The organism is Sphingomonas sp. AC522 (genome assembly GCF_979258125.1).
On record NZ_OZ409836.1, the window covers coordinates 2,815,441 to 2,827,475 of the forward strand.

Below are 12,035 nucleotides of genomic sequence, written 5' to 3' on the forward strand. Positions count from 1 at the left end.
TCGTACAATCGTCACGCTTCATCCCCGCCAGAAAACATGGGTTATCGAATCGCTTTACATGGGGGTCACGCGACCCTAAATGCCCGCTTCCCGCTGCCCCATGGGACTTCCAACCGCAAGGCAGCAATTGTCAACGACTTGCCGAAAGGCATTTGGAGGTCCCTTGAATTGCACAAGCATCATAGCGCGCTGGGGCTAGCGACTGCCCGTTCCACGGCTGCTGCCGTGGACATCGCCAAGAGCGCACCGGTTCAGCCGGTAACGCTTGTTCGTCCGCATGCCGCATCGCGTGCCGCCCGCTTCTTCGTCGAGAAGTTTCCGGGTCGCTCGATGTATGCCGTGAAGGCGAATCCGTCCCCCGATCTGCTGCAGATTCTGTGGGATAGCGGCGTCACGCATTACGACGTTGCCTCGATCGCCGAAGTTCGCCTCGTCTCGCGTACTTTGCCCGAGGCGACGCTCTGCTTCATGCACCCGGTCAAGGCCGAGGAAGCGATCCACCAGGCCTATTTCGAGCATGGCGTCCGCGTCTTCTCGCTCGACAGCCTCGAGGAGCTGGAGAAGATCGTCAGCGCCACCCGTGGTGCCGAGGATCTGACGCTGTGCGTGCGCATCCGCGTCTCTTCGGACATGTCCAAGCTCAGCCTCGCATCAAAGTTCGGGGCGATCCCGGGCGAAACCAAGGATCTGCTGATGGCCGCGCGCCAGGCAGCCGATGCCCTCGGCATCTGCTTCCATGTCGGCAGCCAGGCAATGTCGCCCGATGCCTATGCCCAGGCGATGGAGCGCGTTCGCGCCGCGATCGTCGAGGCAGCGGTAACCGTCGATGTCGTCGATGTCGGCGGCGGCTTTCCCTCGACCTATCCGGGCATGGAGCCTCCGCCGCTCGAGCTCTATTTCGAGACGATCCACCGCGCGTTCGAATCGCTGCCCGTCAGCTATTCGTCGGAACTGTGGTGCGAGCCCGGCCGGGCACTGTGCGCGGAATATAGCTCGCTGATCGTCCGCGTCGAAAAGCGCCGCGGCGACGAGTTGTTCATCAACGATGGCGCTTATGGCGCGCTGTTCGATGCCGCGCATATCGGCTGGCGCTTCCCCGTCCGCCTTTTGCGCGAGCCCGAATCGAACACGCGTGACATGGACTTCAGCTTCTACGGCCCGACCTGCGACGATCTCGACCATATGACCGGCCCGTTCGCGCTTCCCGCGGACACCCGCGCCGGCGACTATATCGAGATCGGCATGCTCGGCGCCTATGGCTCGGCGATGCGGACTGCGTTCAACGGCTTCGGCTCTGACGAGACCGTCATCGTCGAAGACGAACCGATGGCCTCGCTCTACGCGCCTGCAGAGGAACGCGCGCTGCCGTCGAACGTCGTTACGCTGTAACACCTCCTCGTCATCCCGGCGAAAGCCGGGATCTCGTGCCACAGGCGCGGGAGAGAGGCCTGAGATCCCGGCTTTCGCAGGGATGACGGCTGTTTTTACGGGTTTCCGCGTCCCCTCGAATGACGGCGGTACTGTGAAGATGGACTTCAAATGACCGACACTCTCGTACCCAACGACACCCGCAAGGCGGAGCTGCTTTCGAAGCAGGTCAAGCATATCGACATCACCAGCTTCGACGCACGCCCGATCGTCGATGCGATGGCCGATATGAGCTTCACCAGCCGCGATCTGGGCCGCGCGACCAACATCTACAACCAGATGCTGGCCGATCCGGATTGCACCGTCGTGCTCGTCATCGCCGGCTCGACTTCGGCGGGCGGCTGCATGGACCTCTATGCCGAGCTGGTCCGCTCGAACATGGTCGACTGCATCGTCGCCACCGGCGCGACCATCGTCGACATGGATTTCTTCGAGGGGCTTGGCCACAAGCACTATCAGGCGCTCGAGATTCCCGACGATGACACGCTGCGCTCGCTCTATATCGATCGCATCTATGACACCTATATCGACGAGGAAGAGCTTCAGCACGTCGATCACACGATCTTCGAGATCGCCGAATCGCTCGAGCCCAAGGCCTATTCATCGCGCGCGTTCATCCGCGAGATGGGCAAGTATCTGATGGAGCATGGCAAGAAGGACAACAGCCTCGTCAAGCTCGCTTATGAGCATGACGTGCCGATTTTCTGCCCGGCATTCGTGGATTCGTCGGCGGGCTTCGGCCTCGTCAAGCACCAGGTCGACGCCGCCAAGGCGGGCAAGCCCTATCTGCTGCTCGATGCGATCGCCGATTTCCGCGAGCTCACCGAGATCAAGATCAAGGCCGGCACCACCGGGCTGCTGATGATCGGCGGCGGCGTTCCCAAGAACTTCATCCAGGACACCGTCGTCTGCGCCGAAATTCTCGGTCACGAAGACGTCGCTGTACACAAATATGCGGTCCAGATCACCGTGGCGGACGTTCGCGACGGTGCCTGCTCGTCGTCGACGCTGCAGGAGGCCGCAAGCTGGGGCAAGGTCAACACCGGCATCGAACAGATGGTGTTCGCCGAGGCAGGTTCGGTCATGCCGCTGCTCGCATCGGACGCCTATCACCGCGGCCATTGGAAGACCCGCGCCAAGCGCGCCTGGGCCAAGCTGTTCAAGGACTGATCGCGAAAGCGATCGTACGGGAAAGGCCGGGGCGCAAACCCCGGCCTTTTTTGTTACTTGGAAACGCGCGTGCCGTGCAGCTGGCGCTCACCGCGATGGACGGTGATGCTGTCGGTCTTCCCGTCTTTCGGGTGGAAGACGATGCGCATCGCAGTGCCCTCAACTCGGAACTCGGTCTCCGAGATCGCCTGCAAGGCGCGTGGTTCCTGCTCGCCGGGCGCGACGGTGAAGGCTCCGTCGAGCCCGAACCGCACGGTGAGCAGCGGGCCCTCGGTCTGATAGGCGCCGGCATAGCCCAGCAGGACGGTAGGGGCGACGGTGACCTCCGCGGTCTGGGCGATCCCCGCCGTCGGTATGGCTGCGAGCAGCACGCTCGCGAAAACCCGGCCTAGAGTCATTTTGACATTCCTTTCCTAGGGGCGAGATATCCCCGCATTTAACCGTTTGATGGGTGGCGATCAGCGCGCCGAGTGTCGGAACACCGCGCCGGAGAGCAGCCAGATCCCGGTCAGGATCACAGTCACGCCCAGCACGTCGCGGGGCCAGATCGGCCCGTCCGTGCCGAGCCCTGCCACCACTGCGATCGCGGCGATCAGCATCTGCACGCCGGCCATCGCGAACAAGGCCCGCGCCATTCCGGCTGCGCGGAACTTGGCGAGCATTGCGCCTGCGAACCCCACCACAGGCACGGCGAGGAACATCAAATTCGCGTCATTGCCTTCGTCGCCGATGATGCCGACCGCGAGATTGATCCAGACGAGCAGGAATATGCCGAGGATCGCCAGCGCCGATGCCAGGCGATAGGAAGCATTTCCGGCCGCCTTTGCCAGCAATTCATATGCCCCGAGCGCGAGCGCGAATATGCCGCCCATCGCGACGAAATCGCTCGGCGTCCAATTCACTTCCGTGGTGAACTGCATCGCGATTGCCGGCACCGTCAGCAGCGCCGCGGCCGCGCCCCAGCGCACAAGCCGCCAACGGTTCACGCCTTGCCCGCCCAATGTTTCTTCGCTCGCCATCCGTCTTGCCCTTTCGAGATTGAGATCGAGGCCTAGTGCCGGCCGGGGCTGAGCGGCATGAGCAAAGCCTGAGCAATCGCTGAAAAGCGCCGCCCGGCGGCATCCGTTGCGTTTGCACGCCGGTTGCGGCAGCTTCGCCCTCGAATTGGAGGGGAAACCGATGCACAGCCAAATTCTTGCGCCCGTGGTGGCGCTGGTCGCCTGGACGCTCGTCATGCTGGTGTGGACGATGGCGATACGCCTGCCCGCGCTCAAGAAAGCCGGGATCGACATGTCGAGGGCGCGCGGCGGCCGCCCTGGGCTGCTCGACACGATGCTCGACGAAAAGGCGCAGTGGCCCGCGCACAATTACATCCATTTGGTCGAGCAGCCGACGCTCTTCTATGCGGTCGCGCTGGCGCTGGCCTTGCTCGGCCAAGGAGATGGCGTGAACGCAACCGTCGCCTGGGTCTATGTCGGTCTGCGCGTTCTCCACAGCCTGGTGCAGGCAACCTTCAACAAGGTCGCGGTCCGCTTCAGCCTGTTCGTCCTCTCGACGCTCGCGCTGATGGTGCTGACGCTGCACGCGGGCATGGCGATCTGGCACTAGGCCTCAGGCGAACAGCCGCGACAGGCTCCGCTCGAGCATCAGCAATTGCCACAGGGTCCGGCCGTGCTCGGCGCGGCCGGACTTGTGGTCGGCGGCGAGCTTCTCGATCACCGAGAGGTCGAACCAGCCGGTCGACGCCAGCAGCTTAGACCGCGCCAGCGCCGCGGCGTCCTCCGCCAGCGCCTTGCGGAACCATGCGCTTATCGGCGTCACGAAGCCCATTTTCGGCCGATAGAGGATCTCGCGCGGTAGATAGGGCTCGAGCGCCTTCTTCATCAGCCACTTGCCCTGCCCGGCCTTGATGCGAAGCTCGGGCGGCAGCATCGCCGCGAATTGGACAAGGCGATAGTCGAGCAGCGGCTCGCGTGCCTCCAGGCTTACCGCCATGCTGGTGCGATCGACCTTGGTCAGGATATCCCCCGGCAGCCAATGCTGGATATCGGCATATTGCGCGCGGTCGAGCCCATCTCGGGCGGGCGCGCGGCGCATCGCGTCGGTGTAGCGCTGCTCGGCATTGTGCCCGCCCAGCGCTTTCTTTGCCGCGTCGGAATATAATTGCTGGCGAAGTGCGGGCGTGGTGACGCCGACGGCCTTGGGATAGGCGAATTCGCCATTTTCGGCGAGCGCTAGCAATGTAGTCTTGGCCCGAAACGGGCGCGGCGCCCAATCGGCCTTGGGGTATAGCCGCCCGAGCGTACCGAACAGCTTGTGGCGCACGTCCTCGGGGAACAGGCCGCGGATGCGCTCTTCCCCGGCGAAAAATTTGTAGCGGCGATAGCCGGCGAACGCCTCGTCCGCGCCGTCGCCCGACAGCGCCACGGTCACCTTTTCGCGGGCCAATTCGCAGACGCGGTAGGTGGGCAGCGCCGAGGCATCGGCGAAAGGCTCGTCGAACGCCGCGACCAAAGTATCGATCAGCGCATAATCGTCCGCCGCGACGGTCCGGGTGCGATGCGAGGTCGCGAAACGCTCGGCGATCAGCTTGGCGTGCGAACTCTCGTCATATCCGGCCTCATCGAAGCCGATCGTGCAGCTCTTGACCGCGGCCTTGCTCGCCTCGGCCATCAGCGCGACCACTGCCGAGCTGTCGACCCCGCCCGAGAGGAATGCGCCGAGCGGCACATCGGCGATCATCCGCGCGCGCACGGCGGTGCGCATCAGATCGACCAGTTCGGCCTCTAGGTCCTTCTGCTTGCCGGTAGTGCGCTTCGAAAAATCCACGTCGAACCAGCGCACCGGCTGCGGCACCGGCTTGCCGCGCTCGAGCAGCAGGAAATGCCCGGCGGGGAGCTTCTTCACGCCCTGCAACATCGAAGCATCGTCGGGCACATAGCCCAGACCCATATAATCCTCGACCGCGCGGAAATCGGGCGACCGCCGGAACAACGGATGCGCGAGCAGGCCCTTGAGCTCGGAGGCAAACGCCACCGCCCCGTCCGAAAGCTCCGCGTAATGGAGCGGCTTCACCCCGAACCGATCACGCACGAGGAACAGGCTGCGGCGCTCGCTGTCGTACAGCGCGAAGGCGAACATGCCGTTCAGCCGGTCAAGCATCGACGGACCCCAGGCGCGCCAGCCGTGGAGCAGCACTTCGGTGTCGCTGTCGGTGAGGAAGCGCGCGCCCAATTTCTCGAGCTCGGCGCGGACATCCTGGAAATTGTAGATCTCGCCATTGTAGGTGACGACGAGGCCCTGATCGGGGGTCGCCATCGGCTGGACGCCGCCCTCCAGGTCGATGATCGCCAACCGACGGTGTCCGAGCCCGACGCCCGCAGTGGTCCACACGCCCGAACCGTCCGGACCGCGATGCGCCAGCGCGTCGCTCATCTGGACGATGCGTGCGGGATCCACTGGCCGTGCCATGGCGGGGTAATAAAGGCCTGCGATGCCGCACATTTTGCGCGCGATTTCCCCACTCTAATCGTCATCCCCGCGAAAGCGGGGACCCAGAGCCAGGAACGATATCGCGTGTGACTCTGGGTCCCCGCTTTCGCGGGGATGACGGGAAGTTACAAGCCTAGCGCGCGCCCGTCATGCGATCGGCCAGCGCGTCCACCGGCCCCAGGGCGCGCAGGAAATCCTCAATCGCTCCATGGGCACGTCCGCCATCCTGTTCGGCCGATACCAGCACTGCCGCTGCGGCCTGGTTGCCGCCCAGCAGCTTGGTCTTGAGTGTCGCCAGCTTCACCCGGCTTGCGCTACCGGTCAGTGTCCCACCGACCCGGTACCAGGTGACAGTCTCGCGTTCGACGCGGGCAGGGCCAACCATGCGCAGCGCCTGGCCGCCATCAGGCCGCGCAAGTCCTTCGATCCGCACCCATTTGTCGTTCTCGCGGATCGCGCCGATCCCGAAGCCGACTAGCTCCTTGCCCTCATGCTGATTGGCATAGACCGCGACGACCAGGTCAACTGCCCTGCCCTGCGTATCCGCATAGCGACCGAGCAGGAAATGGTCGGCGCCGGGATAATAAGGCGACCATGCGGCGCGGGTGCTGAGTCCGGTGCGTTGCCAGCCGGGCACTTCGGGAAGCTCGACACGCGCCGGCAATGGCGCCGCGCGGGCGGCGTTGAGGCTCGACCAGCCGAGGAACAGGCTTGCGGCGGTCAGCACCAGCAGCGCGGCGATCGGCGCCTCGATCCGGCGCGCCGGCACCGCCTGGAGCTGCGTGGGATCGAACCAGGCCGCATCGGGATCGCGATCGAACCATTTCCAGCCGATCGCCAGCACCACTGCCATCACCAGCGCGAAGAAGAACCAGCCATAGACGATATGGTCCATGCCGGTGGCGCGCTCGACCGAAGTCCACCACGCGGCATAGATCGTCGCCCAGGCGCGAATGCCGTTGGCAATGATCGGCACGATCAGCGCCATCGCCAGGAAAGCTGCGCGCTTGCGCCACGAAACATAGCAGACGTTCGCCACCAGCGCGCCGTATGCGATCATCGCGATGACGAACTTCGAGCCCGAGCACGCCTCGGCGATCTCGAAAAAGCCATTGGGGGTGGTGATCAGCACGCCATCGACCACCGCCGGCACGCCGGTGATGTGGAGCAATGGGATCACCATCATCGTGGTGATTTCCTGCAGCGGCCCTTCGAGGAAATCGCCGAAGGGGATGAGGAACGCCATGTAGCAAAGCGGGAAGAGCAAGGCCCGGGCCACGTTCGGACCGAGCACCGTCACCACCGCGCCCTGGAGCATCATCACCAGCCCGACATGGCGAAACTGGGCGACGCTCGCCGCATCCCCCAGCAACCATGCGAAGCCCCCCGCGCCGACCAGCGCCAGCCCGGGCCACCAGCCCTGTGGGGGCACCAATGCCAGCTCGCTACGCCGCTGCCATACCAGCCAGGCAATGACCGGCGCGACGAACAGGCAGTGCCCAAAGGTCGTGTTGGTCCAATAGATCGTCGCCAGATCGGCGGTGTCGCGGTGGAAGATCGCCAGCAGCGCCAGCCAGGTGGCGCCGAGCAATGCCGCATGGCGCTGCCAGCGCGCATCGAACAACCGCTGCGCGGGTACGAACCCGCCGGCAGGAACCGCAACTGTCATGCTGCGCTCCGCCGCCGGGGCGGCTTGACCACGTCGGTTGCGCGGGCAGTATCGCGCTGCTTGGCGTCGCGTAGCGGCAGCCCGAGCACTTCGTCGAGCGGCGCAAGGCGCGCGGCCCAGCTATAATGATCCATCACCTGCTTGCGCCCGGCATCGCCGAGCGCCGCAGCCTGGCGCGGATCCGACAGCAATTGCGTCACATGTTCGGCGATCTCGCCTACGGTCGAGCCCACGCGAATCGTTCCCCCATGATCGATGCCCGTCGCGGCGGCTTCGGATGCGACCACCGGCCGCGCCATCGCCATGCCCTCGAGCACCTTGTTCTGAATGCCGCGCGCTAGCTTGAGCGGCGCGACGACCACTGCTGCCTGGGCCAGCCAGCCGCGGACATCGGCGACTTCGCCGACCACGGTCACGCCCGGCTGTTTGGCCAGCGCCCGGACGGCGTCGGTCGGGTTGCGGCCGACGATCATGAAGCGGGCATCGGGATGGACCAGCCGGATATGCGGCAGGATCGTCTCGACGAACCAGGTCACGCCTTCCACGTTCGGGCGATAATCCATCTGACCCGTGAACACGATCAGCGATCCGATCGCGTCGATGCGCTTGAATGTCGTCGAGGGATCGAAATAGTCAGTGTCGATGCCGTTCTCGACGACGTGCACGCGGTCGGCGCCGGTGCGGTCGCGGAACAGTTTCGCTTCGGCCTCGCTGACGAACAGGCTGGCATCGGCGCGCGCGGCGATTGCCTTTTCGTGCTGGAGCAGCAGCCGCGCCTCGCGGCTCAGCATCCAGCCCATGGGCCCCTTCGAGCTTTTGGCATAAGCTGCGAACTTCGCCGAATCCATGTCGACGAAATCCATGATCACGCGCTGGTGCGGACGGGCCGGCAGATATTGCGCCATCTGGCTCGAGAAAATGAAGATGGTGTCGATCGCATGCCGCGCGAGGATGTCTTCGACCGACTGGCGCAGCGCATCATTGTCGAACGCGGTCAGCGAAACCGGCCGATGCGAGAGCAGCGCCTGCAATCCGGCCTTGGCCTGCGATTTCGCGCGCCAGATGATCGATCGGTTGCCGGTATACGGTGCCAGCCCCGATTTGTGCTTCAAGTCCTTGGGATCGTCCGCGAATGCGATGAGGTGCACGCGCTTCTTGGACGAGAGATATTTGAGGATGTTGAAGCCACGGATCTTGTCGCCCCGATCGGGCGGATACGGCACGCGGTGCGCAAGAAAAAGGATGTCGCCCATCAGCCCAGGCCTCGCGAAATCCACGGGCCCATGCGATTGGCCACGGCAAGCGGCAGCTTGCTCCAGAGCGCGACCTGCAGGCTGTATTTCGGGTTTGCCGGACTCGCATCGCGCGCCTTAGCGCCTTCGGCCACGCGCTCGTAATAGGTCAGCGGCTGGGGCTCGAAGCCCCAATTCTTCTTGAACGCGGCAGGGCCGGTCCCGGTTTTCGATCGCCCGAAATCGAACCGCTTGCAGCCGCGCATGCGGGCGTGGCGCATCAGTTCGAAATACATGCGGTCGTTCGCGCGCAGGCCTCGCGCCTCGGGCGTTCCGCCGCCCCAATAGGGATAGACCGTCCCGTTCCAATAGAGGCTCAGCACGCTCGCGACCGCCGCGCCACCGTGACGGACGACCAGCACGTTCGCGGACTGACCGAACTCGCGCAGAACCTCGGCAAACAGACGCTTGGGAAAGACCGGCGTACCAAGATTACGGACCGATTCGGCATAGACGGCATAATGCTCGGCCTGCTCACGCTCGCCACTGCCGACCACGATCTCGAACTCGATCTCCAGCGATTTGCGAACCTCGGCGCGCTGCTTGCGCGGGATGGCGAGCAGCTCGGCATCGTCGTCCTCCGCCAGATCGCGGACGAAACCGAGATAGCGACTCGTATCTACCGTCCACTCGGTACCCGGATGCGCTCCGCCGCGCACTTCCATCACCGGGCAGCTCAATTTGTCTGCCAGCGACCAGGCTCTCCCGGCCAGGTCGGCCGCGACACGCGGATTGTCGGCCAGGATGCCCCCGCCCACTCCGAACGCCGACGAGACCAAAGCCCGCCCGAACAAAGGCGAATGCACTTCGGTAAGCGGCATCACGCCGACAAGCTGGCCGTTGCCACCCTCGGCAAGCAGATAATGGTTCTGATGCCCGCAGGCCCGCGCCACCGCCACGCTCCAGGCTGGCAAGTGAAAGGGTGTGCCCTCGGCATGATCGTGGACGAATGCCCCGATCCGGGCCCGTTCGATCGCATCGTCGAGATCGGCGACGCGCAGCCCGACGGGGCGCGAGAGCATCGGCGCGTTCACGCCAATTTCTCCGCTTCGCCCGCCGCGACCTTGTCCATGCGTCCCCATTGGTGATTGCCGATCAGCGTCTTCAGCTTGCCCGCCATGGCATTTAGCCGCGCATAATGACGAAGCCGCGACTTGAGCGGGGCCCCCGCCACGCGCGGCTGGCCGGGATCGATCTCCCAGGGGTGGAAATAGAAGACCGCCGGGCGCGCATTCTCGTTCGCGGCGCGCACGGCATTGCGAGTCACTTGGCTCGGTAGCAACCGGAAGAATCCGCCGCCGGCGGTGATCTCCTTGCCGAGAAACTGCGCGATCGTGATCGGAAGCTCGATCAGTTCGGCGCCTTCGACCGGCTTGAATGCGCCGCGGGGGGCGTCGGGCCAGCCATAGTGATCGTGAGATATCGGCGCGACGCTGGAGGAATAAGTGTAGCCGGCCTCGGCGAGCACCGAATGCGCCCAGGGCGTCCGGCGGTCGACCGAAAAGCTCGGCGCACGATAGCCGGTGACATGAATGCCCGCCGCGTCTTCGAGCGCCTTTTTCGCAGCGTCGATGTCCTCGCGGAACTCCGCTGCGCTCAGCGTGAATACGCGCTTATGGTCCCAGCCATGGCTGGCGACTTCGTGCCCCGCATCGGCGATGCGCCGGATCAGCGCCGGATAGCGCTTCGCCACCCAGCCGAGCGTGAAGAACGTCGCCTTCACGCCGCTCTCGCCGAACAGCGCCAGCACTGCGTCGGTATTCGCCTCCACGCGATGCTCGAGCCCGTCCCAGTCCGCGCGCGAGATCGTATTCTCGAACGCGCCGACCTGGAACCAGTCCTCGACATCGACGGAGAGGGCGTTAGTGACCATCGTCAGGCCGCGTTTCCACGCAGCGCGGACAGATCCGGACGGCGCCCGGTATCGCCCGATTCCACCCAATCGACCAGCAAGGCCAGCACGCGGCGCAGCGCCTCGTCCTGTTCGCGGATCTGCGCTTCGAGCTGCGCGATGCGCTGCCCGATCGCGTCCTCGCCTGCGGGCGCGGCAGTGCGGATCGGCTTTGGCTGAGCAGGCTCGGGCGGCGCGGGCGTGCCCATCGGCATCGGTGCGATGTCGTGGAGCTCCAGCGGTTCCGGCTCGGCTGCAGGCGCATAGCCCGAGAGGGGCGTGTCGCCGCGCAGATCGGCGATTACCGTCGCCAGCTCAAGCTCGCCAAAGGTCTCGATCTGCTCGACTGCGCCGAACAGCAATACGCGGCTGGCAAGCTGGTTGAGCAACCGCGGCGAACCGTTTGACCAGCGATACATCGCCGCCACCGCATCGTTGGTGAAACGCGGCTTGCCCCGCCAGCCGACGCACGACAGGCGGTGGATCAGATAGGGTTCGACTTCGTCTGCTTCCATCGGTTCGAGATGGTGCATCGCGATCACGCGCTGGCGCAACTGCTCAAGGCGCTTATCTGCCAGAGCGACGCGGAACTCGGGCTGGCCGAGCAGGAAGATCTGGAGCAGCGGATAGCCGCCCGCCTGGAAATTGGAGAGCATGCGCAGCTCCTCCAGGCTCTCGATCGGCAGCGCTTGGGCTTCATCGACCACCAGCAGCGTGCGGCGGCCCGAACGTGCGACCTGGTGCAGCCCGCGCTCGATCGCGGCGAGCATATCGGCCTTTTCCATCCCGCCCGCATGGATCTCGAGCCCCGCGCAGACCAGCCGCAGCAGATCCTCGGGCCGCAACTGCGATGAGACGATCTTGATGACGTTGAGCCGCTCTTGGTCGATTTCGCCGAGCAAATGCCCCATCAGGGTGGTCTTGCCCACGCCGGGATCGCCCGTGATCACCACAAAGCCTTCGCCCTGGCTCAGGCCATAGCCGAGATAGGCCATCGCCTTGCGGTGCGTGGCGGTGTCGAACCAGAATTTGGGATCTGGGGTCAGCTGGAACGGCCGTCCCGTCAATCCGTAATGATCGTCGTACATTCTGG

11 protein-coding genes are annotated in these 12,035 nt (G+C 64.8%); 3 read left to right on the forward strand and 8 right to left on the reverse strand.

Translation table 11 applies throughout. The features are described from left to right. Positions 1-168: 168 nt before the first annotated feature. Both ACZZZM_RS14220 and ACZZZM_RS14225 read left to right on the forward strand, forming a co-directional pair. Positions 169-1,389, forward strand: a complete 1,221-nt coding sequence (locus tag ACZZZM_RS14220; RefSeq protein WP_463595737.1) for a type III PLP-dependent enzyme domain-containing protein — start codon at positions 169-171, stop codon at positions 1,387-1,389. Positions 1,390-1,539: 150 nt separating this feature from the next. Next, complete coding sequence (locus ACZZZM_RS14225; protein ID WP_463595738.1) at positions 1,540-2,598, forward strand: 1,9-bis(guanidino)-5-aza-nonane synthase; 1,059 nt, start codon at positions 1,540-1,542, stop codon at positions 2,596-2,598. A 53-nt stretch (positions 2,599-2,651) separates the two neighbouring features. Here the strand turns inward: ACZZZM_RS14225 and ACZZZM_RS14230 are convergent, their stop codons facing one another. Both ACZZZM_RS14230 and ACZZZM_RS14235 read right to left on the reverse strand, forming a co-directional pair. Further along, the gene (locus tag ACZZZM_RS14230) at positions 2,652-2,996 is read right to left on the reverse strand and encodes a hypothetical protein (RefSeq protein ID WP_463595739.1); all 345 of its coding nucleotides are present in this window, start codon (positions 2,994-2,996) and stop codon (positions 2,652-2,654) included. Between the two features lie 60 nt (positions 2,997-3,056). Further along, complete coding sequence (locus ACZZZM_RS14235) at positions 3,057-3,617, reverse strand: hypothetical protein (RefSeq protein ID WP_463595740.1); 561 nt, start codon at positions 3,615-3,617, stop codon at positions 3,057-3,059. A gap of 160 nt (positions 3,618-3,777) precedes the next feature. Here ACZZZM_RS14235 and ACZZZM_RS14240 point away from each other — a divergent pair, with 160 nt between their 5' ends. Next, positions 3,778-4,206: an MAPEG family protein gene (locus tag ACZZZM_RS14240; protein WP_463595741.1), complete on the forward strand. Its 429-nt coding sequence runs from the start codon at positions 3,778-3,780 to the stop codon at positions 4,204-4,206. A gap of 3 nt (positions 4,207-4,209) precedes the next feature. Here ACZZZM_RS14240 and ACZZZM_RS14245 read toward each other — a convergent pair whose 3' ends face one another. From ACZZZM_RS14245 to ACZZZM_RS14270, 6 genes are all read right to left on the reverse strand, one after another. Beyond that, positions 4,210-6,102, reverse strand: a complete 1,893-nt coding sequence (locus ACZZZM_RS14245; protein WP_463595742.1) for an XrtA/PEP-CTERM system amidotransferase — start codon at positions 6,100-6,102, stop codon at positions 4,210-4,212. Between the two features lie 121 nt (positions 6,103-6,223). Then, on the reverse strand, positions 6,224-7,759 hold the full coding sequence (xrtA, locus tag ACZZZM_RS14250; protein WP_463595743.1) for an exosortase A: 1,536 nt from the start codon (positions 7,757-7,759) through the stop codon (positions 6,224-6,226). After that, positions 7,756-9,012 (reverse strand): TIGR03087 family PEP-CTERM/XrtA system glycosyltransferase, encoded by a 1,257-nt coding sequence (locus ACZZZM_RS14255; RefSeq protein ID WP_463595744.1) that lies wholly within the window; start codon positions 9,010-9,012, stop codon positions 7,756-7,758. The genes xrtA and ACZZZM_RS14255 overlap by 4 nt, the downstream gene beginning before the upstream one ends. After that, complete coding sequence (locus tag ACZZZM_RS14260; RefSeq protein ID WP_463595745.1) at positions 9,012-10,085, reverse strand: FemAB family XrtA/PEP-CTERM system-associated protein; 1,074 nt, start codon at positions 10,083-10,085, stop codon at positions 9,012-9,014. The genes ACZZZM_RS14255 and ACZZZM_RS14260 overlap by 1 nt, the downstream gene beginning before the upstream one ends. Beyond that, a complete protein-coding gene (locus ACZZZM_RS14265; RefSeq protein ID WP_463595746.1) occupies positions 10,082-10,924 on the reverse strand; it encodes an XrtA system polysaccharide deacetylase in 843 nt (280 codons plus the stop codon). Before ACZZZM_RS14265 ends, ACZZZM_RS14260 begins: the two co-directional genes overlap by 4 nt. 2 nt (positions 10,925-10,926) lie before the next feature. Next, positions 10,927-12,030, reverse strand: a complete 1,104-nt coding sequence (locus tag ACZZZM_RS14270) for an AAA family ATPase (RefSeq protein ID WP_463595747.1) — start codon at positions 12,028-12,030, stop codon at positions 10,927-10,929. Between the last annotated feature and the right edge of the window lie 5 nt (positions 12,031-12,035).

Coding starts and splice junctions, on each gene's coding strand:
- ACZZZM_RS14265 (WP_463595746.1), bottom strand. CDS start 10,924: ATGGTCACTAACGCCCTCTCCGTCGATGTCGAGGACTGGTTCCAGGTC.
- xrtA (WP_463595743.1), bottom strand. CDS start 7,759: ATGACAGTTGCGGTTCCTGCCGGCGGGTTCGTACCCGCGCAGCGGTTG.
- ACZZZM_RS14225 (WP_463595738.1), top strand. CDS start 1,540: ATGACCGACACTCTCGTACCCAACGACACCCGCAAGGCGGAGCTGCTT.
- ACZZZM_RS14270 (WP_463595747.1), bottom strand. CDS start 12,030: ATGTACGACGATCATTACGGATTGACGGGACGGCCGTTCCAGCTGACC.
- ACZZZM_RS14240 (WP_463595741.1), top strand. CDS start 3,778: ATGCACAGCCAAATTCTTGCGCCCGTGGTGGCGCTGGTCGCCTGGACG.
- ACZZZM_RS14230 (WP_463595739.1), bottom strand. CDS start 2,996: ATGACTCTAGGCCGGGTTTTCGCGAGCGTGCTGCTCGCAGCCATACCG.
- ACZZZM_RS14245 (WP_463595742.1), bottom strand. CDS start 6,102: ATGTGCGGCATCGCAGGCCTTTATTACCCCGCCATGGCACGGCCAGTG.
- ACZZZM_RS14255 (WP_463595744.1), bottom strand. CDS start 9,012: ATGGGCGACATCCTTTTTCTTGCGCACCGCGTGCCGTATCCGCCCGAT.
- ACZZZM_RS14235 (WP_463595740.1), bottom strand. CDS start 3,617: ATGGCGAGCGAAGAAACATTGGGCGGGCAAGGCGTGAACCGTTGGCGG.